The sequence below is a fragment of the Psychrobacter sp. M4 genome (assembly GCF_055699795.1).
On record NZ_CM146740.1, the window covers coordinates 77319 to 97726 of the forward strand.

17 protein-coding genes are annotated in these 20408 nt (G+C 42.8%); 7 read left to right on the forward strand and 10 right to left on the reverse strand.

Annotation, left to right across the window (positions count from 1 at the left end; translation table 11 throughout):
- Window positions 1-20: 20 nt before the first annotated feature.
- The 3 genes from gshA to erpA form a co-directional block, all read right to left on the reverse strand.
- Window positions 21-1583, reverse strand: a complete 1563-nt coding sequence (gene gshA / locus ACR63N_RS00325) for a glutamate--cysteine ligase (protein WP_367106687.1) — start codon at window positions 1581-1583, stop codon at window positions 21-23.
- A 296-nt stretch (window positions 1584-1879) separates the two neighbouring features.
- The gene (locus ACR63N_RS00330; RefSeq protein ID WP_367106688.1) at window positions 1880-2236 is read right to left on the reverse strand and encodes a roadblock/LC7 domain-containing protein; all 357 of its coding nucleotides are present in this window, start codon (window positions 2234-2236) and stop codon (window positions 1880-1882) included.
- Between the two features lie 433 nt (window positions 2237-2669).
- Window positions 2670-3050: an iron-sulfur cluster insertion protein ErpA gene (erpA, locus tag ACR63N_RS00335; protein WP_367106689.1), complete on the reverse strand. Its 381-nt coding sequence runs from the start codon at window positions 3048-3050 to the stop codon at window positions 2670-2672.
- Between the two features lie 458 nt (window positions 3051-3508).
- Between erpA and ACR63N_RS00340 the strand changes: the two genes are divergently transcribed.
- The gene (locus ACR63N_RS00340) at window positions 3509-5587 is read left to right on the forward strand and encodes an ABC-F family ATP-binding cassette domain-containing protein (protein WP_367106690.1); all 2079 of its coding nucleotides are present in this window, start codon (window positions 3509-3511) and stop codon (window positions 5585-5587) included.
- A 98-nt stretch (window positions 5588-5685) separates the two neighbouring features.
- Here the strand turns inward: ACR63N_RS00340 and ACR63N_RS00345 are convergent, their stop codons facing one another.
- Entirely contained in the window at window positions 5686-6048 is a 363-nt protein-coding gene (locus ACR63N_RS00345) for a septal ring lytic transglycosylase RlpA family protein (protein ID WP_367104865.1), read from the reverse strand.
- An 880-nt stretch (window positions 6049-6928) separates the two neighbouring features.
- Here ACR63N_RS00345 and ACR63N_RS00350 point away from each other — a divergent pair.
- Together ACR63N_RS00350 and ACR63N_RS00355 are read left to right on the forward strand one after the other, a co-directional pair.
- Complete coding sequence (locus ACR63N_RS00350; RefSeq protein WP_367104866.1) at window positions 6929-7933, forward strand: DnaJ C-terminal domain-containing protein; 1005 nt, start codon at window positions 6929-6931, stop codon at window positions 7931-7933.
- Window positions 7934-8058: 125 nt separating this feature from the next.
- Window positions 8059-8388 carry a chaperone modulator CbpM gene (locus tag ACR63N_RS00355; RefSeq protein WP_367104867.1) on the forward strand — a complete coding sequence of 110 codons (330 nt, stop codon included), beginning with the start codon at window positions 8059-8061 and terminating at the stop codon, window positions 8386-8388.
- 86 nt (window positions 8389-8474) lie between these two features.
- Here ACR63N_RS00355 and sstT read toward each other — a convergent pair whose 3' ends face one another.
- From sstT to ACR63N_RS00375, 4 genes are all read right to left on the reverse strand, one after another.
- The gene (gene sstT / locus ACR63N_RS00360) at window positions 8475-9677 is read right to left on the reverse strand and encodes a serine/threonine transporter SstT (protein ID WP_367104868.1); all 1203 of its coding nucleotides are present in this window, start codon (window positions 9675-9677) and stop codon (window positions 8475-8477) included.
- A gap of 200 nt (window positions 9678-9877) precedes the next feature.
- Window positions 9878-10405, reverse strand: a complete 528-nt coding sequence (locus tag ACR63N_RS00365) for a DNA polymerase III subunit chi (protein WP_367106691.1) — start codon at window positions 10403-10405, stop codon at window positions 9878-9880.
- A 43-nt stretch (window positions 10406-10448) separates the two neighbouring features.
- Window positions 10449-12125, reverse strand: a complete 1677-nt coding sequence (locus ACR63N_RS00370) for a leucyl aminopeptidase (RefSeq protein WP_472782301.1) — start codon at window positions 12123-12125, stop codon at window positions 10449-10451.
- 288 nt (window positions 12126-12413) lie between these two features.
- The gene (locus ACR63N_RS00375) at window positions 12414-13019 is read right to left on the reverse strand and encodes a cysteine hydrolase family protein (protein WP_367109603.1); all 606 of its coding nucleotides are present in this window, start codon (window positions 13017-13019) and stop codon (window positions 12414-12416) included.
- A gap of 413 nt (window positions 13020-13432) precedes the next feature.
- On the opposite strand from ACR63N_RS00375, the gene ACR63N_RS00380 reads away from it, so the two are divergent.
- Entirely contained in the window at window positions 13433-14680 is a 1248-nt protein-coding gene (locus tag ACR63N_RS00380; protein WP_367109054.1) for an LPS export ABC transporter permease LptF, read from the forward strand.
- Entirely contained in the window at window positions 14680-15879 is a 1200-nt protein-coding gene (gene lptG / locus ACR63N_RS00385) for an LPS export ABC transporter permease LptG (protein WP_367104873.1), read from the forward strand. The genes ACR63N_RS00380 and lptG overlap by 1 nt, the downstream gene beginning before the upstream one ends.
- An 80-nt stretch (window positions 15880-15959) precedes the next feature.
- On the opposite strand, the gene ACR63N_RS00390 is transcribed toward lptG, so the two are convergent.
- Together ACR63N_RS00390 and ACR63N_RS00395 are read right to left on the reverse strand one after the other, a co-directional pair.
- On the reverse strand, window positions 15960-16568 hold the full coding sequence (locus ACR63N_RS00390) for a class I SAM-dependent methyltransferase (protein ID WP_367104874.1): 609 nt from the start codon (window positions 16566-16568) through the stop codon (window positions 15960-15962).
- A gap of 169 nt (window positions 16569-16737) precedes the next feature.
- Window positions 16738-17193, reverse strand: coding sequence for an MgtC/SapB family protein (locus ACR63N_RS00395; protein ID WP_367104875.1), 456 nt, complete (start codon window positions 17191-17193; stop codon window positions 16738-16740).
- Between the two features lie 230 nt (window positions 17194-17423).
- On the opposite strand from ACR63N_RS00395, the gene ACR63N_RS00400 reads away from it, so the two are divergent.
- Complete coding sequence (locus ACR63N_RS00400; RefSeq protein WP_472782302.1) at window positions 17424-19946, forward strand: penicillin acylase family protein; 2523 nt, start codon at window positions 17424-17426, stop codon at window positions 19944-19946.
- A gap of 92 nt (window positions 19947-20038) precedes the next feature.
- Window positions 20039-20215: a hypothetical protein gene (locus tag ACR63N_RS00405; RefSeq protein ID WP_367106693.1), complete on the forward strand. Its 177-nt coding sequence runs from the start codon at window positions 20039-20041 to the stop codon at window positions 20213-20215.
- The last annotated feature ends 193 nt before the right edge of the window (window positions 20216-20408 follow it).

Sequence of the window (20408 nt, forward strand, 5' to 3'; positions counted from 1 at the left end):
CCGTTAGTTTAGCAAGCATATTATCTGTACTGCTGTATAAAGTCCATAAAGTCCTCAGTCTCTATTTCTTCCAGTTCTGCTTGTTGCAAGAGTGATTTTTCGGCCAACACTTCATATTTGGCTTGGGTATTGGGACTCAAAGTTTGCTGCAACAAAGTATCACGGTGCTGCTGGGCTAGAGTAGATCCTAATTGCCACATACCGCCTAATCTTTCACTATCCGCATTGACTTGAGCTGAGATAGTCAATTCAGGCTGACCTGCTTTACCCTGCATCAGTGCTAGAGCAGCACGGTAATCATTGCCACCATAATGCGAGTCCAGCATTGCCGCTAGTGGAAGCATATTGTTTAAATGCTTAAGCATCCAGTCCTTTAATGGGATCTCGATGCCATCGTTAATGATATGGACATTATCACGGCGTCCTTCGTTAACCACGCGTTCGATATTGATAGCCAGCTCATCCTCTTCTTCTGGTAGTAGATCAGGTGAGGTATTGAGGAGACAATATAAAGCCATGATCTCTAAGAAACAGGCACTAGATAAACGAATACCGATGTCACTATAGGGGTCAAGATCAATAGCACGAAACTCAACATAAGCGATACCGCGGCGCTCTAAAGCTTCTGTTGGTGTCTCACCGCGACCGGCAATTTGTTTGGGGCGGATGGGACTGTAGTACTCGTTTTCTATCTGTAGAATATGATCATTGATCTGAATGGGATTACCATCTGCATCATTTAGGCCAAGTTTTTGAAAGCTTTTGTGCGGCGTTTGAATAGCGCGGCGCAGACCTACGATATACTCAGGTAGATTGTTGTAGCGGATATCAAGGTTTTCTTGCACACTATTGGTATAGCCAAGTTTGCCCATTCGTAAGCTGGTCGCTGTCGGCTTATAATAGGTAGAGTCGTTTTGCAAAATCAGATCATGTTCTCGTCCTGCCAAAAAGCTAGCAGCCACGTTTGGACTGGCGCCCAGTAAATAAAGCACTAAACTGGTTAAGCGCTTAAAATTACGAATAAGACCAAGATATTTGTCATCTTTGAATGCGGTTAGAGTTAGGCTTTGTGCCTCGGGCATTTGAGCTTGCCATGTTTCAAATAAACCATCACCAAAAGATAGATTATAGTGCAAACCTGCGATAGCCTGCATCCGGCGACCATAGCGCACACCTAGTCCACTACGATACAAAGTTTTAAGCTTGCCTGTATTAGAGCTGCCAAAATCTGCTAGAGGAATATCTTCATCAAGAGCAGAGCGCATATAAGGCATAGATAGTGGCCACATCAGCTCATCTTCAGGCAGCGCCCGATAGACAAGTACATGTAGCTGACGCAAGATTAAAAGCGTATCTTTGGGAGTGGTTCTAGGGTCAGTGACCAGCTCGAGTAGATTTTCTGAATAGTCCGTAGTAATAAAGGGGTGCGTAAGTTTTGAGCCCAGCTGGACAGGATGAGGAGATTGACTTAAATAACCATCAGATTTGATTCGCAAACCTTCTTTTTCGATACCACGCAGCATACCAGTAAGAAGTTGATTGCTCATCCAGCTTGGGACTTTGAATTGGGCGAAGTTACTCATAAGATGTCATCTATTGTTATTCATTATTTTATATCAACACACAACTGGTGTTCGTGAGCTGATATGAGAGTTTAGACTTGGGAGGATAATTGGTATAGAGAATCCAGTCAGTTTAGCTTATAGCAACAAAAAAAACCAAGCACTATTACAAATTCAGTAACCTTTGGGTAGGCGGCAAACGCTATATAAAAAAGCATCTACCTGTTCACAAGTAGATGCTCTTATAGTTAGCTGTATGTTTATACAAAAATATGAATATAGTTTAACACAAAGCTGAACGAATGTTGTAAATAAATCTACGAAAAATCAAGCTCAGTCTCAAAACCTTTTAGATTATGGCGAGCCATAGCAAGGTTTGATTTTTGACGATCAAGCACTAGGTACAAAAATAAATTACCGTTACGTACTAAAGGACGTAGCAAATGATACTGCTTATTTAAGGTAATAAGAATATCTTCAATGTTTTCGTTAAGCCCCAAAGCTTCAGCTACTTTGCGCTTAGAGCGTAGTACCTCAGTATTACCTGCAGCAGCTAGCTCAAGATCAATACCAGTACCTACAGTAGCAAGTGCTAGCCCTGATTCGCTGTCAACAAGTGCTGCTGCGATAAAACCGTCAATTTCATTTAATGCGTCAAGTGATAACTTAGCCATAATGTCATTCCTCAATGATGAAAAACTAAAAGTGATTTGATATTTAGTAACCAACAATAATCAATCTTTATAGATGGTGATAAGAGCAGATAAATGCTTTATCAACTAGATTGTCTAGCGAGTTACTTAGCTTTAATAAAGATGTTTTAAAATATTACTTAGAGATAAGTAATCTATCTACAGTTTGGTAATCCCAATGCTAGCGTAATTATCATTTGGTGTTATAAGCTAGATTGTTTATCTATTTAAACATCTTCTCACTTTAATACAATATTAAGGAGATAAGCCGCATTTTTGGACGGCTTATCGGTATGAAACTAAGTTTTTAGTTTACAAGTGTTTACTGATTTCAAGCTTTACTACTGTTCCTGCTACGCTTTAGTAAAGCGCACGACAGCTTTAAAATTAAAAATTGGCTTAATTAAAATACAGTCTAAATAGAGAACGATGAGCCGCAGCCACAAGAGGTAGTAGCATTAGGGTTTTGTACCACAAAGCGGGCGCCTTCTAGACCTTCGGTATAGTCGACAGTAGAGCCTTGCAAGTATTGATAGCTTAAGGCATCAATAACTAAGCTTACATCGCCATTATCGAAATTGGCATCATCTTCGTTCAAATCACTGTCAAATCTAAAGCCGTAAGAGAAGCCTGAACAGCCACCACCCGTCACATAAACACGAAGCATAAGGCTGGTATCTCCTTCTTCTTCACGCAAGCGGCGTACCTTTTGGGCAGCACTGTCCGTTAAATTTAATACAGTGGGATCTACAGGTTGACTTGAGTTTGGATCATATTGGTTAGTTGATTCGTTCATATCTACCTCAGTTACTAACATAATTACTAAAATTGAATTACTAAAATTGAGTTACTAAATTAAATAGGGGCTTATCCTGCTTATGCCAGTATTCATCAACAACACTACAAATAAAGTAGCGAGTGTTTTTGATTCAATAGAGACTGTTATATATAGCAAAACAGTGGCGACAGTTAAGTATTAAAAAGCATATATAAGCCGTCCTGTGTCTCCTAGCAGTATATCATAATGGGGGTTAGCTTTAGTTTGTCAATAGCAGGATTTGTTATTGAACTCAAGGTTACTTGCCACAATAAATGTATAAATTTGAAATGCTTATTTAGGAGGGGTAGAACATTTAATCGTTTGCCTATTGGCTAAGCGTTTGAAATAATAGCCGCCAAATGCCCTGAGTATGCTTTTTAATACTTTATACCGATATTAAGACGAAAAAACCTTTATTAAGATGAAGAAAACCTATGATCGAATTTAAAGACGTAAGCGTGCGCCGTGACGGTCGTATGTTGTTTAGCGGTGCCAGCTTCCAGCTTCATCCTGGCCAAAAGATTGGCTTAACGGGTAATAATGGTACGGGTAAATCTACGTTATTTGCGCTGTTATTGACTTATATGGGAGCTGGAGACACTGAGGTCACGCTTGATAAAGGCGAGATTAGTATACCTGATAGCTGGCATGTCGCGCACATGGCACAAGAAGTGGGCGCTAGCAGCCAAACGGCTATTGATTATGTACTAAGCGGTGATGAGCAGTGGTACACCATCAATGCAGCCCTAAGTGATCTAAGTCAGGTGAGCGATGAGCAAATTGGAATGCTACATCAGCAGTTTGATGAGATCGACGGTTATCGTACGCCAACCAAAGCGGCGCAAATTATGGCAGGTCTTGGTTTTAATACTAATCAGCATGAATTGCCAGTAGAGGGGTTCTCTGGGGGCTGGCGCATGCGCTTAAACCTTGCTAAAACCTTGATGAGCCGCGCTGACTTAATGCTACTCGATGAGCCTACCAACCATTTGGATTTGGATGCGATATTGTGGCTTGAAACATGGATCAATCAGTTTACTGGTCTCGTTATTGTCATCTCTCATGACCAAGCGTTTTTAGATGCTACCGTTGATCACATCTTGCACGTAGAACAACAAAAAATCACCCTTTATACCGGTAATTATCAGCAGTTTATTCGTACCCGTCATGAACGTATGGCGCAGCAGCAGCAAGCTTACGAAAAGCAGCAGGAAACCCGCGCCCATTTAGATGATTTTATTCGTCGTTTTCGTGCCAAAGCCAGTAAGGCAAAGCAAGCGCAGAGCCGTATCAAACAGCTTGAGCGCATGGCTGATTTGTCACCGATGATGGCTGATAACCCTTTTTCGTTCCAGTTTTATCCCCCTGCTAATATGAGCACGCCACTCATCGAGATGATAGATGCTGACATCGGTTATAGCGAGACGCCGCTTCTTTATAACGCCAGTGTACAGGTGACGCCCGATACGCGTCTTGGCCTGCTAGGTATGAACGGCGCAGGTAAGTCAACTTTGATCAAAGCTTTGGTGGGTGAGCTTGGTATCTTATCGGGCAGCTACCGTGTCTCAGATACGCTTAAACTTGGCTATTTTAATCAGCATCAAATGGATGCCCTAGATGCTGCTGCTACGCCGATGCAAATGCTGCGCCGTCTGGCTGGTAAAACCTCCGATGCGTTATTGCGCTCCTTTTTGGGTAGCTTTGATTTTCGGGGTGAGCGTATTGACACTCCAAGCGAGCTGTTTTCAGGAGGCGAACGTGCGCGTTTGACCCTAGCCTTGATCGTCTGGCAGCGTCCGAATGTCCTTGTACTCGATGAGCCCACCAACCATTTGGACTTGCAGATGCGTCAAGCCTTAACTTTAGCGTTGCAAGGTTTTGAGGGCGCAGTGGTGCTGGTGTCACACGACCGCGAATTAATTGCCAACGTCTGTGATGAATTATACTTGGTACATGACGGCCGGATTGATGAGTTTGATGGAGATATCAGCGACTATGGTAAGTGGCTAAGCGATAAGCGCAAGCAAGAAAACACGGCTGATAAAAACAGTGGTAAGCAAAAAAAAGATAAAAAGGCTAATAAGCAGTTTGTGCCACAGCCAACAAAGATCAAAAGTACAAATAATCACTCAGACAGTAGTCAAGATATTCAGGTAGCAAAGCTGGATGAATCAACTAACTCTGCACAAACAACCTCCAAACAGGCGATACCTCAGCAAAGCACACTTAGCAAAGAAGAGCAGCGTAAATTGGCCGCCGAACAGCGTAAGCTGACGGCTCCTATTCGCCGAGATATTGAGAATACAGAAAAGTCACTAGCCGCTATTGAAGATAAATTGGCTAAACTTGAAGAAAAACTAGCCGCTACTGATCTTTATGAAGAGCATCGCAAAGCTGATCTGCTCAAATTACTTGAAGAACAAACCTCACTGCAACAACAGCATAGTCACAATGAAGAGAAGCTATTGCAGGCGATGACAACCTTAGAAGAGATGGAAGCAGATTTTGGCTAAAAACTGTTAAATACTATCGTTAAGTATCATTATTAAATACAAAAAGGGAAGAGCACCAGCTCTTCCCTTTTTTATTACGTTACGGGCTATTTATTATATTACTGCCTACGATATTTGCCATCACCGTAAGAGAGTATCTTCATACTAGTCGTACAAAGTTTACAGTTTATCTTACCTGCAGCTGCTTTAGATAAATCCAGAATGCGTCCCCGAGTAAAAGGGCCTCTATCTGTAATTTTTACTATCACACTCTGCTTGGTCTTCTTATTGGTCACTTCTACTTCGGTACCAAATGGCAGCGTTTTGTGCGCTGCAGTCATGGCATTCATATTGAAGATACTACCACTAGCGGTACGCTTGCCATGGAACTTATCTCCATAGTAACTGGTGTTACCTGCGAAAACCGTAGTCGTTAATAGTAGTGATAAAGTGATAACTAAAGACTTGATTAAATAAGACATTCATTACCTTTTTACGATTTATAGAATAGACAGATGTTTTTGCCTACATGATCTATACTCCCCATGAGTATAAATAATATGGCTATTTTACGGTAAAATTATTACTGTATTCTTACTAAAGAGTAAAAAGGGTTGTAGAAAAAAGGCTTGTATATCATAAAGTTAAGCAACTACCCATTCTATTATTTATAACAAACGTCATACTAACAAGGGGTAGCGAATAATATTGACACAATTCTTGCATATTTAATATATCTGTCTTCTTGATTTTAAATACAAAATATGACAATATTAATACTATAGAAATAAAAATGTAATTAAAATTACATTTATGTTGCATTTAAGAAATATAATAGTTATTATTTTTGCGAACAAAATTTAGTTACTAAAGCCTCATTACTAAAGCCTCATTACTAAAGCCCCATTACTTAAGTCCACGTAAGCTTAGAAACATCTAGGATTTATACCTCCTTATAACTAACGTCAAGACTAACTGCAAGTTAAGCTGTAAATAAAAAAATCTTATTATCTACACTAAAGTATCTAACCTTTTTAGGAGCAAACAGTAAATCGTTTGCTCCTTTTTTTGGTTATAAATTTGTTCAAAAAGAGTATTTGAATTTTGCTACAGTCAGCTTGCAGCCGCCTTGCTTATGGCATACTGTATTATTAAGTTGTTTGTAAGAATGGTAGATAAAAATAACATTGTAAAAGTAACTATAGAACCAAATATAGTTTCCCTATAAACCTTTATGATAAAGGTAGTTACTATTTAGACTTTAAAGATATTTAGATTTTAAAAGCACAAAATATATGTTTATTGCGCTATGTTATAAAGAATATAGTGAATTAGTAAGTATAAAAATATAAGGAAAATAATATGGCAGAAAAAAACTATTACGACATTCTTGGAGTCAAAAAAGACGCCTCAGATGCTGACATCAAGAAAAAGTACCGCAAGTTGGTACGCCAGTATCACCCCGATGTCAGCGATGATCCGGACTCTGATAACAAGATCGCTGAGATCAATAACGCTTATGAAACCTTAAGAGATAAAGACAAACGTAGCGAATATGATGCGATGCTCGATAATCCATTTGCTGGTCAAGCAGGTGGCTTCGGCGGTGCAGGGTTTGGTGGTCAGAGCAGCGGTGGTGGCTTTCGCTGGGAGGATATCAAAGATCAGTTCGGTGATGGCGAGGCTTTTGGTGGTGGCGGCTTCCGCTTTGATGATATTTTCTCAGCGTTTGGACGCGGCGCACGTGGTCAAACCGGGGGACAAAGTAGCGGTTTTGATCAATTCGGTGGCGGTTTTGGTGCGCAAGATAGCGCTGGTCAAGATCAACATGCGGAGATTAGTGTTGATTTGGCATCGGTCTATAGCGGCGACGACTATAGTATTAAATTAAATGTGCCAGTGCGTCAGCCTAATGGTAGCGTCGATTATGAGAATAAAACCTTGAAGATTAAGATCCCTAAAGGTATCACAGACGGTAAGCAAATTCGCTTATCTGGCCAAGGCGCAGCAGGTTTTGGTGGCGGCAAAAACGGTGATTTGTTCTTAAAAGTAAAGGTTACTCATGCTGATAATATTCGCCTAGAAGGGGCAAACGTTTATCAAACGGTAAATATCACCCCATGGGAGGCCGCCTTAGGTGAAAAAATTAACGTCAGTACGCCAGCGGGAACTTTGGGTGTGACTATTCCCAAAAACAGTAAATCTGGTAGCAATCTACGTCTAAAGGGCAAAGGTATTCCTGCCAAGCAAGCGGGCGACTTATATTTAACTTTAAATATCGTTAATCCTGAAGTTAGCAACGATGAAGAATTCCAAGCTTATGAGCAGTTAAAACAAGCCTTTGCTGGTACTAGTATAAGGCGTTAACTAAGCTTTCTATCACTTGCAGCTATATAGGTAGCCACCATAGTAAATAGTAAGCTCATAATAACGATAAAATGAACAGCAAACACGGACGATCATAAAACAAAGAGCAACTGAGGATAATAATTATGAAACAATCCCATGAATTCACCGACATCATCATGAGCTTTGATGAATTAGTGTCCGTTTGCGGTCAAGAGCGCCAATGGATACTGGCTTTGATAGAAGAGAATATTATCGAATATGATGTGCCTGAAACCAAGCAGTTTACTGGCTATCAGCTCACCACTGTGCGCCGTGCCTCACGTCTTAGCCGTGATTTCGACGCCAGCGTACCGGCTATTGGTTTGATACTGGAGCTGCTAGATGAGGTTGAGCAGCTACGTCAGTTCAAACGCCAGTGGGAAACGGATACAGCTATGATTGAAATAGATGCTGATAGCATAAAAAACCAGTAGTTTTATCCAACAAAAAGGGCTTATCAAAGCCCTTTTTGTTGGATAAAAACAAACTTATTTATTGGTTGTTAACGAGTAAACTATTATTAACGAGAAAACTTGGGATCAGCGGCGGCGGTAAATAGCACGTCTGTCGATGAGTTCAGTGCGGTTTCAGCAGAATCTTGTATCACGCCGATAATGAAGCCGATGGCGACTACTTGCATAGCAATGTCGTTTGGAATGCTAAATAAGCTGGCGGCAAGAGGAATAAGTAGTAGCGAGCCACCAGCAACACCTGAGGCGCCGCAAGCGCTAATAGTAGCGACGAGACTTAAGAGTAGTGCTGAGGCGAAGCTGACTTCGATACCCAAAGTATGCGCCGCGGCAAGCGTCAACACATTAATAGTAATCGCCGCGCCCGCCATATTAATAGTAGCCCCTAGCGGAATGGTTACTGAATAAGTATCTCGATGTAGTCCCAATTTCTCAGCAAGATTCATATTAACCGGAATGTTGGCCGCTGAGCTACGAGTAAAGAATGCTGTAATTCCCGACTCGCGCAGACAAGTAAACACTAACGGATATGGGTTTTTGCCAGTCTTGATAAGTACGATCAGTGGGTTTGCAACTAAAGCGATAAAAAGCATACAGCCTACCAATATCATTAAGATACGGGCGTATCCTGCTAGAGCTGTAAAGCCAGTTTCAGCTACAGTATTGGCAACCAGTCCTAAGATACCAAAAGGCGCTAAAGCAATAACCCACTTAACGACCTGAGAGATGGCTTCTGCAAAATCGTTAACCACAGTACGAGCGGTGTCGCTCGCTTGACGCAAAGCAAAACCGATAATAATGGCCCAAGCTAGAATACCGATATAATTGGCATTAGCAACGGCATTGACAGGATTAGCCACCAAGTTTAAGAGCAGATTGGTCAAGACTTCTTGCAGGTTTGCAGGCGGTATCTGTTCGATATCAGCATTGATTAAAGTCAGCTCAGTAGGGAACAAAAAGCTTGCTCCTACAGCGGTAAGGGCGGCCAAAAAAGTGCCAAACATATACATGATGATTACAGGCTTGACGTACACTTCGTTGCCGCTACGATGTTGGCTAATTGCAGCCATTACTAGTACAAATACCAGGACCGGCGCTACGGCTTTTAGCGCACCGACAAACAGCGTACCTAACAACCCTAGGGCTATACCGATATTAGGTGCTAGCCAACCTAGCAAAATTCCTAGGATTAAACCTATAATAATTAGTGGTACCAGCCCTATGCGTTGATACATCATTATCAGCGAACGCATTACTATCCCCTCAAAGAAGTCAATAAAAATGATTAAAGCATCAGTAAATAATCGCCGAATAGTAGCATCTTTTAAGCTATTCACCTACTGCCATATTAAAAGCAGCTAAATAAAAATACGCTATAAGATAGCTATAGCATGCATTAAAAGATAATTTGTGGTTTACAATAAAGCGAATAAAGCGTTTTATAAGTCGCCTACTAGACTTTAAAATGCGTAAGCTTGTAGCCTAATTGCTGGTAATGCTTATATTTCTGACGACCCTCTTGCACACTGGCAGTGTCAGGTCTAATGATCTCAAGAATGCGAGTAAGACGGGTATTACTAGTGGTAGTAATAAAATTATTGACGGGACGCGCCGTGATATTAACAACAATACCGTTAAATTCTGCTGGCAGATAAGGGGCTAACAACACAGGAGCCAAAAGTGCACTCGTTACTGTATGAGCGTTGGCAACATGAGCATTGTTAACGTCGTTAGAGTCATTAATATTGGAATCACTAATCTTTGCATCGAGCATTAAACGTTGATGCGGTATAAACCCTGAAGCGGCATATGACCATAGCGCATCATCAAGCTCACTGATCAAGCTCTCATCTTCAACAAGAATCAATAATGACTCATGGCTTTTATTAAGTGCTGTTTGGATTAAATGACAAATAAAGCCCAAGAAATCTTGGGCTTTACTCTCACTTAATACATAAAAGCTAACGTTTGGTTTTTGCATACTAGTTATTTTGCATCTCAATTACACAGTAGCTTATGACTACCTATGCCATATTTGCATGATTTTTAAGATACTGCATAAATAAAGGTACCGGACGACCCGTTGCTGATTTATCTTTATCTGAGCTCCATGCTGTACCAGCAATATCCAAATGCGCCCACGCCTGTCCTTCTTCAACGAAGCGCGATAAGAAACAAGCGGCAGTTACTGCGCCTGCGCCTTTACCACCGATGTTTTGCATATCAGCGATAGGAGAGTCGATTAGCGACTGATAGGCATCGTCTAATGGCATGTGCCAGATAAGATCTCCTGATTGCTCACTAGCGTTTTCTAAAGCAAATAACACATCTTCATCATTACTAAATACCGCTGAGCGTACATGACCTAAAGCTACTACGATAGCTCCGGTCAAAGTTGCCACATCAATGATAGCTTTGGGCTGATAACGCTGCACGTAGCATAAAGTATCTGCTAATACTAAGCGGCCTTCAGCGTCAGTATTCAAGATCTCAACCGACTTGCCATTCATCGCTTTGACGATATCACCCGGACGAGTAGCATCACCTGCTGGCATGTTTTCCGCACAAGCTAAAGCGCCCACGACGTTGATTGGTAGACGCGCTTCACATAACGCTTTGATCGTACCTAGAACAGATGCCGCGCCACCCATATCGAACTTCATCTCATCCATACCCGCGCCAGGCTTGATAGAGATTCCGCCCGAATCAAAGGTAATGCCTTTACCAACGAGTACAATAGGCGCATCATCATTGGTGTTTTGTGTTTTGTTGTCGACATGCTTAGCGGATTTTTTACTAGATGACTTGTTGCTAGCAGACTTAGAAGTCGGTAGCTTATCAGTAAGCGCTTTTAGACCGCCACTGACTTTAGCGCCGCTCACCATACCTGCCGTAGAGGAGATTTTCGCACCGAATTTTGACTTACCTTGATACTCCATCAAGACCAGCTTGCCCTCGCGCGCAGAGCCTTTAGCCACCGCTAAGAAGCACTCCATACCTAATGCCATCATCTCTTTTTCACCAAGTACGGTCACTTTTAATAAATCAGGATAAGCTTTTTCCAGCTCTTGGGCTTGTTCTGCCATATAGGCTGGGAAACAGATATTGCCCGGCTCATTAGCTACATCACGGGTTAAGTTTTGACCAGCAAACACTGATTGTGTAAAGTCTAGTATGTCTTGGAGCGACTTATCTGCAAGCAAATAAATATCCGTTAATACCGGAGTTGTTTGCTCAGACTTGTATTTGTCAAATCGATAGCTTGCCGCTAATAAATTAAGCGCAAATTGGCTAAATTGGTTCTCTTCTAAATCATCGCCCAAGGCCACAGTGATAGAAGCTACGCGCTTTTGGGTGCTGTTATAGATAGTCTTAGCAATTTTTTTCAAAGTAGTTTCGTTAAGCTTATCAGTGCTACCGATACCCACTAATAATAGTTGTACTGGGTTTTGCTTGGCTGTTTTTTTGTCACCTACTAAAGCATAATCAGCAACGGTTTCACCAGCTTTACCACTAAAATGCGAGACTTCAATCAGCTGTTCAATACGGTCGGTATAATCGGTTAAAGCTGACTTTGCGATAATGTTTTTCTCATCATCGATCAATACCACTAAAGAGGCCGCATCTTTATCTTTAGCTTCTTTTTTAAGTATCTTTTGGGTATGAGTCTTTGGTAGCTGTTGGGTTAGTTTAATATTCATTTTTTTATCCTTGTATGATGTATAAGTGAGCGTTTTTTGGGTAAAAATCAGCAATAAATGTACTCTAATTATAAGTATTTATTATCATAATAATTTAGCGATTTAGTGTAACATAGTGGACGTTATATCTAAGTATATGGACCGTAAAGCTCAAGCGATCTATGGTTAATCTCAAATAAAACTAACGTATTTAGCCACCTACTGCTGGTACTAATTTTACTTACAAGCTGTGTCTATGCTATACCGAACAGTAATACTTTTAAAGTGACTCAACGGTACAAACCACCTCTAATCTTTGAGCAGCTCATCGGTAGACAGCAGTGCAGAAAATCTGTCATGAATGGCCGCCATTGCTGTGTTATGCATGACATCTGCACTTATTGTTTCGCCTTTTTGATCGGGCAGAGCGCGAGTAGCGCAAGCATCATGGACAACAAAGTTTTGAAAACCCAAATCAAAAGCGGCGCGTACGCTTGAGCTGATACACATATGACTCATAAAACCTACAAACACCACCTGCTGTTTGCCAGTGTCTTTTATAAGTTCTTGCAGCGGGGTATCATGAAAGGCGTTCGGGTGTTTTTTGGTAATGGTTTTCTCACCTTCTATCGGTTTTAGATCGTCAACGATAGCGACTTTAGAAGATAATGGATCAAAAACGCCGCCGTTTTCGGCACCGTGATGAGCTATATGAAAGATGGGCAACTTGTCCTGCCGGGCCTTATCGAGTAATAAGCGCGCATTAGCAGTGGCTTTAGCGCCTGCCTCACCTAAAGGCATAGCGCCATCGACGTACTCATTTTGAAAATCAATAAAAACCATGACGCAGTTTGACCAATCAAGGGCGTCAAATTTACCGCCAGCTAATTCAAGTAGTGTTAAGGGTGTAGACATTTTATTCTCCGTTGTATGGTATTTTCTAATTACTATAAGTTTGCATATTGTGAGATGAATGACAACTACTCTTGATTCTACCAAGTAATACTGGTGATATTCGCCCAATGATACCAACCCTCAACAAACTAACATGAATAAAATGCAACAAAATTTTAATTACCCTGATAATGGAGAGACAAGGGTAAGTTGGTAAGGGTTAGGTAATGTTTTCGAACACATTTTACCGCTATTTTTTGCCAAAACATGCTAGCATTAGCGGCTACTTATAGTACTTAAGTTTGTCAGTCATAGCTTATGAGACGCTCCACTCTGTTTATAACTACTTAAATATTTACTTAAAACAGTACTGTGTTTGATTGTTACTCCCCAACCCCTTGTTAAGAGTACCTATTGTGATACTACGCCGTTACATGACCCGTCAGGTTGCCTCAACTACCGCTTTGGTGTTGGGGTTTTTGGTGGTGATGATGCTTGGCGGTCGCCTCATTCGTTATTTTGGTATTGCAGCAGAAGGTCGTTTGGATGTCAGTTTGCTGTTTACTATTATTGGCTACAATCTACCTTATTTTTTGGAGCTAATACTGCCGCTAGCTTTTTTTATTGCTCTAATGCTAGTGTTTGGCCGTCTATATATTGATCAAGAAATGGCGGTCATTAATGCCAGCGGTGTCTCACGAGGTAAGCTTGCCCGCTTAATAACGCCGCTGATTTTAGCGCTGTTTGTCGGTGAGGCGGCGCTATCAATAGTAGGTAAACCTTGGGGTGTGCGCTCATCGGAGACTATTTGGCAGCAGCAAGCATTGACCAGTGCTTTTGATCTTATTCGTCCTAACGAGTTTATCAGTAGCGGCAATTATCATCTGTATGTCGGCAGTCTTAGCGACGACAAAACCCAGTTACAAGATGTAGTGCTGATTCAAACTGAGCCAAAAGATAAAGCTGCAAATCGTACGACCCCTGAATCGATTGAGATTCCTGCTGATTTTTCTGAAGATCTGCCTAATAATCCCATAGCTACGCAAGTTAGTAGTTCGCCTATTAGCACTGATACCATTACTTTAGCTAAGCGTGCTGAGCAGGTAGAGACAGGTAACAGTGGCGTGACGCAGCTGGATTTATTTCAAGGTCGGCGTTATGAAGTAGGTGCAGGTAGTCTTAAATACAACCAAGTAAGCTTTGATCGTTACCGTATTAGCTTGACAGAATCATCTCAAGAAACGGTGACCGAGGACAATATTGAGACGCAAGCCGTTGGACCCTTGTGGCAAGCTGCCACAGGGAGCGCGCAAGTGAGCAGTATTGACGCAATTCGAGCCGCACAAGGAGAGCTTGGCTATCGTTTTGCACTGCCTTGGCTGATGATCATTGCGCCTATGTTGGCGGTACCACTGGCACAAGTGCGTCCGCGTCAAGGGCGCTGGCTACGCCTGTTTCCTTCTATCTTGTTATTTGTCAGCTGCGCATTAGGTATCATCTCGCTCAAAAATGCGGTTAGCAAAGGTAGCGTAACGGTATGGGCCTATGCTTGGCTAATACTAGGATTTATGGCGCTAGCACTGTATCTAAATTGGGGTAGCCGTATTCAACATCGGCTGCGCGTGCGCTCAAAAGATAAAGTGCTAGCGGCCGCTGATAGTCCGCAGCAGGGACCATTATAATGAGTGCCTTTTCTCCGATTAAACGTCTTAAAAGTCATAAATCGACTGCACTGCCAGTACTGGGTCGTTATGTCAAAATCAATGCGTTACTGGCTATTGTTGGTGCAGTATTAGGCTTGTGGACGCTACAAATTTTATTTTCTTACTTAAATGAGCTTGATTCATTGTCTGACAGCTATACCTTGTCTGAGGCTCTAAAATATATTGTCTATCGCTCACCTTATTTTTTGGAGCAGTTTATTCCGACAGGGGCACTGCTTGGGGCGGTAGTAGGTTTGGGACTGCTGGCCAATAAAAGTGAGCTGGTAGTCATGCGCGCCTCAGGGGTAAGCGTCTATCGTATCGTCGGTTGGGTATTGCAGCCTGCGCTTATTTTTGTGCTAATCGCTTTAGCTATCAATCAGTTTGTACTGCCGTATAGTAATCAATTAGCCGCTGAGATCGATGATAAAGACAGCCGCGCACGGATCACTTCTGTACAAGGTTATTGGACGGTGCAGCCACGTTTTGAAACCTCAGCTGATGACAGCATCCAGCCGGCGGGTAGTGATATTTTGTATATTGATTATGCTGATATCCAAGGTAATATTGGTGAGGTTAAGCGCTGGCATTTGGATAACGACGGTCGACTACAAACTGCTGTCCATGCTGAGGGTGGAGAATATATGGGGCGTACTCCGATTGATGGACCAGCTAGTGCTTTGAGTCAGCAGTATCGTTATGAGTGGCAACTGAACAATATGACTGAGCTTACGATCAATCAAGGCTTTGATAGTAGTCAATCACAAACAGCGTCGGATACGCTGAGCCTACCTTTTGCTCCCGAATCGGTTTACCTACTAACACGCGATGCCGAGGATCTATCGCTCACTCAGCTCTACGCACACCGTCAGTTTATGCGCGGACAAAACAGCCGCTCACTTGAGCACGAGCTGGCCTTTTGGCAAAAGTTGTTATCGCCTTTATCTATCTTATCGTTAGTTATTGTCGCCTGCTCTTTTGTCTTTGGCTCACTACGTACGCACAGTTTAGGCCTGCGCATTGTAGTGGCATTATTATTTGGTTTGTTATTTAGCTATATCCAAGATTTAGTGGGTTTTGTCTCTTTGGCGACGGGTTTTTCGCCGCTATTGATGGTATTGTTACCGATCATTGGGAGTGCAGCACTAGGTGGTTATTTATTGAAGCGACAGATGTAATTAAGACAAAACAAACAAATAACCCGCTAAAACGTTAAAGTCTTAGCGGGTTATTTGTTAATAACGAAAAGCGCTAAAAATTAATCTTTAGTCGCCATAGTAATCGTATAAGTCTTACCTTGTTTCACCTTTTCGCTATTACCAAATACTTCGGTAAACGCACGCTTCATAAACTGCCGTAAACCATTGATCGTCACCACATAGAAGCGTCCACCTTGACGCATTCTTGCATGAGCATCAAGAAAATACAAATAATGTTGCTCTTTGCCGACTTTGGCTGGCAAGTTTGACATCACCAAACTAAAGTCTTTGTCTTTTGCTACATGATTAAAGCCGTTGGATAGATGTACATCGACGTTGTTTAAAGCATTCTTCTCGCAGTTAAGACGTGCGTACTCTACTGCCATAAAGTCTTTATCAATCAAGGTATGCATGCCACTGGGGCATTCGCGCGCCGCCGTCATGCCAAGCACCCCGTAGCCACAGCCCAAATCTATCGAATCATCATCACGCTGAAAGTCCACATAATCAAGCAGCATCAGGCTACCATCATCAAGCTTTTGCGGGGAGAAAATCCCCCACGTGGTGGCAAAGTCAAAAGGTTTGCCCAATACGTCTTGACGAAAGTTAATATCTTCGCGCCAGTGTTGGGCGCTTTTTAGTAAATCAGCAGGCGGTCTATGGCTCATTAGATTCTCGAATTATAAATAAGTTGATGATAAACAATAGAGCAAGACACTATTCAAAACAGCTTGCACCTAATGGCCGTATTGTAACGATAAAGTGATAGATTTGCAGCTATGAATACAAGCGATTCTAAATCTTACCAGCAATAAAATCGGATGCTAGGGACTCAAACTACTCTTGCTCCTTTTGAGATTCTTTTTCAGTAATGGATTTAAAAGGCGCTGAAAACTGCAGGATCAAAAAACTCACTATCGATAATATAATTGCAATCTCATACCGACTGTATGCAACCGAGATACCGATAGCGCCGGTGTTCCAAAGACCTGCTGCTGTCGCTGTACCCTTAACACTGCCGCCGTTTTTGAAGATCGCGCCGCCGCCGATGAAACCCATCCCTGTGATGATAGCGTACATAATCCGCGCCTCAGCATCACCCTCTTCATAAATATCACGACCAACGAGCATAAACGCACAGGAAGCAATACATACCAGTGGAAACGTGCGCAGACCCGCGCCGCTGTCTTTCATCTCGCGATTAAGGGCGATAGGTAGAGACAATATAAAAGCAAAGCTTAATTGAAAAGAATGATATTTTAGTAAAGCAAAGTCGATATCAAATCCAAACATAACTTGTCGCGCTCTCTAGTTAAACTGCTTTTAATAGGCATAACTAATAGCTTACTGTAGCCTAACTTTAAAGTATTGACTAGAGGTTATTACTAATATTGCAATAAGTAGCAAATTTTGTATTCAGTGATCTGAATAATAACTGATTGCTCCGGCAAAAAAGAACGCTTATACTGAACGGCAAGGGAATAATTGTTAACAATACAGCCAGCAAAATAGGGACATTTTCTATGGCAATCTTAAAAGTATCTCCAAAAGTATTTTCACGTTCGCTACTCACGCTATCTATAACTACTGCACTTATCGCCAGCGGCTCAGCTTTCGCTGATGACATCACTATAAAACGTGACGGCTATGGTACCCCGCATGTCTATGCTAACAATACTTATGATCTGTTTTATGGTTATGGGTACTCGATTGCCCAAGATCGGCTATTTTCGCTAGATATGGCGCGTCGTACTGGCACCGGCGAGGTATCTGAGATTCTAGGCGCAGAATTTGTTGATTTTGATAAGCAAATACGCGGTAATTACTGGCCTTGGCGGGTGCAAGAGCAGCTAAACAATGCCAGCAAAGATCAGCGCGATGTGCTCAATGGCTATGCCGCTGGTATCAATGCTTGGATTGGCCATGTTAATGCTCAGCCCGAAACCCTGATGCCTAAAGAATACCTGACTCACGGTGTAGAGCCAAAAGCTTGGACAGGTTATGATGTGGCGATGGTATTTATCGGCTCTATGATTTACCGCTTTGGCGATTATAATACTGAACTCGATAACGCGGCTTTTCTTGAGGCTCTGATTGAAAAACATGGTGAAACCACAGGTCGTGAAATCTTTAATACCTTACTGGCTTTAGATGTGCCCGACGCACCAACTACCATTCCACCCAGTGATTGGGATCCAGCAAAGCGTGAGAGCGCCAACCTGAATCTGCGTCCGGTAGTAAAAGGTGCGGTTACGCCCGAAATTTTGCGGCAAGCGGCTACAGCACCGACCGATTTTATTGGCGCTGATGGAACTGCTCTACCGCGCGAGAAGTGGCGCGATGCCAATATAGCGGCACTAAGTACTCATGGCCCAGCAGCTCTGCGTTATGAGGGTGCCTCAAACATGGCTATTCTTGGACCGCAAAAGCTAGAGGGCGCAAAATCTGTGTTGTTAAACGGCCCACAATTTGGCTGGTATCAACCTGCTTACACGTATTCAATTGGTCTACATGGCGCAGGCTTCGATGTTGCTGGCAACACCGTTTATGGCTACCCGGGTATTATGTTCGCTCATAACGGTCAAATTGCTTGGGGCAGCACGTGGGCGGCAGGGGATCTGGTAGATTTATTCCGTGAAACACTCAACCCTGACAATCCAGACCAATATAAATACAAAGGTGCTTGGCGAGATATGGAGAGCAGCGAGCAAACCATCAATGTTAATGGTGGCGATCCTGTAGCGTTCACTGCTTACCGCACCGTGCATGGTCCCGTCGTAGCCAGAGATGAAGACACTAATATTGCCTACGCACAAAAGCGAGCTTGGAGCGGTAAGGAACTTAGTACGCTTGAGTCTTGGGTTGATATCATGAAAGCGCAAAATTTTGACGAGTTCAAAACCGCGGCGGCAAAATCAGCGGTGAACGTCAATCTTTATTATGCGGATGCAAAGGGCGATATCGGTTATATCTTTGGCGGTCATTATCCTAAACGCGCTGCAGGCCACGATGGGCGCACGCCAGCCTCCGGCGAGGGCGATATGGATTGGCAAGGCATCATGCCGTTTGATACTAACCCGCAAGTGCTCAATCCCTCGAACCATATGCTGTTAAACTGGAACAACCGCCCTGCCGAAGGCTTTCCAAACCCGGATCAGTACTGGTACTCGTGGATGCTCGCCGATCGCGTCAAGGTTCTATTCAATGAGTTTGAAGGCAAAGATGACTTTACCCCTGATGAGGTGTGGGACACTGTCGTTGACCATGCCTCGTTTGAAGATGTCAACGCAGGCGAGATGGTTCCGTTTGTGCTGGAAACAGTAGAAGGTTTACCTGCAAATGATCCGCGTCATCAATTGGCTATGCAATTGCAAGACTGGAACTTTATGTTAGAAGACAAAGATGGCGACGGCAAATACGATCATCCCGGCGTTGCCATTATGCAGACGTGGTTGACGACGTTGCTAACGCAAACCTTTGCCAGTTTACCCGAACCTTATGACGGCATTTTTGCCAACGCTGGTTATCCGGGGCCTGAGGTTACCACAGCGTCTGGCCAAAATATTCAAGTGGGTACCAAAGTTCTGCATTACAACTTATCCGGCCAAGGTTATGATTTCTTTGAGGGTCAACCGAAAGCGGCTATATTGTCAGCACTCGACGCTACCGATAAGAAGCTTAGTGAAGAATACGGAGACAACATGGCAAACTGGTTAGCGCCTGTCGGCATCATTCGCTACAACCACAAAAACTTCCGTGAGATTCCGCAAACCCTGCCTACTCAGGAACAAGACACTGCCATCGCCATGAACCGCGGTACTGAAAATAATATGACCGTATTTACCGAAGACGGCGTCAAAGCGTGGGAAACCGTACCCCCCGGACAAAGCGGCTTTATCGCGCCCGATGGCACGACTACGAGCCACTATAATGATCAGACCGCTGAATACGCTGAGCTTGGTCGTAAGCGGGTTTGGTTTACCGATGCAGAAGTCGATGCTAATACGAGCTATACGCAGACCATTTCTATTAACAGATCGGAGTAGATAGGTTAAAGAAACTTAAGCTAAAGAAATAGCGCACACCCTGTTATTCATTGAACAGTGTGTGCGTTTTTAGTTGTGGGTTTGGATCGTTTTTGCTTGAGCTAATCGCGCCTTTTGCTTGTATCTGCACCTCCGAGCGGGGCGGTCACTATTGGCTGATGGTATTCCTGCTCAGCGAGACTACCCTTAGCCAAGTGCCCGCAACCCGCTCAGACGCACAGGATACCACGGCAGTCACGGCTAAAAAGCCTAGTTTGATTCAGGTTTAGCTTGTTGTTGAACTGCAATAGTGAAAGGGTAGGTAGGGTGCGCCCAGCGCACCGGTTTTCGATCCTTATCTCGTTTATGGTGCGCTGGGCGCACCCTACAATAGACTTATGTTAAGCTATGCTAAATTGAAATATTTTGAAGATATTTTTTATTCTGTTAGATAGAGCTGGGCTAAAAGCCCAGCTTACGCGT

Coding starts and splice junctions, on each gene's coding strand:
- gshA (WP_367106687.1), bottom strand. CDS start 1,583: ATGAGTAACTTCGCCCAATTCAAAGTCCCAAGCTGGATGAGCAATCAA.
- ACR63N_RS00330 (WP_367106688.1), bottom strand. CDS start 2,236: ATGGCTAAGTTATCACTTGACGCATTAAATGAAATTGACGGTTTTATC.
- erpA (WP_367106689.1), bottom strand. CDS start 3,050: ATGAACGAATCAACTAACCAATATGATCCAAACTCAAGTCAACCTGTA.
- ACR63N_RS00340 (WP_367106690.1), top strand. CDS start 3,509: ATGATCGAATTTAAAGACGTAAGCGTGCGCCGTGACGGTCGTATGTTG.
- ACR63N_RS00345 (WP_367104865.1), bottom strand. CDS start 6,048: ATGTCTTATTTAATCAAGTCTTTAGTTATCACTTTATCACTACTATTA.
- ACR63N_RS00350 (WP_367104866.1), top strand. CDS start 6,929: ATGGCAGAAAAAAACTATTACGACATTCTTGGAGTCAAAAAAGACGCC.
- ACR63N_RS00355 (WP_367104867.1), top strand. CDS start 8,059: ATGAAACAATCCCATGAATTCACCGACATCATCATGAGCTTTGATGAA.
- sstT (WP_367104868.1), bottom strand. CDS start 9,677: ATGCGTTCGCTGATAATGATGTATCAACGCATAGGGCTGGTACCACTA.
- ACR63N_RS00365 (WP_367106691.1), bottom strand. CDS start 10,405: ATGCAAAAACCAAACGTTAGCTTTTATGTATTAAGTGAGAGTAAAGCC.
- ACR63N_RS00370 (WP_472782301.1), bottom strand. CDS start 12,125: ATGAATATTAAACTAACCCAACAGCTACCAAAGACTCATACCCAAAAG.
- ACR63N_RS00375 (WP_367109603.1), bottom strand. CDS start 13,019: ATGTCTACACCCTTAACACTACTTGAATTAGCTGGCGGTAAATTTGAC.
- ACR63N_RS00380 (WP_367109054.1), top strand. CDS start 13,433: ATGACCCGTCAGGTTGCCTCAACTACCGCTTTGGTGTTGGGGTTTTTG.
- lptG (WP_367104873.1), top strand. CDS start 14,680: ATGAGTGCCTTTTCTCCGATTAAACGTCTTAAAAGTCATAAATCGACT.
- ACR63N_RS00390 (WP_367104874.1), bottom strand. CDS start 16,568: ATGAGCCATAGACCGCCTGCTGATTTACTAAAAAGCGCCCAACACTGG.
- ACR63N_RS00395 (WP_367104875.1), bottom strand. CDS start 17,193: ATGTTTGGATTTGATATCGACTTTGCTTTACTAAAATATCATTCTTTT.
- ACR63N_RS00400 (WP_472782302.1), top strand. CDS start 17,424: ATGGCAATCTTAAAAGTATCTCCAAAAGTATTTTCACGTTCGCTACTC.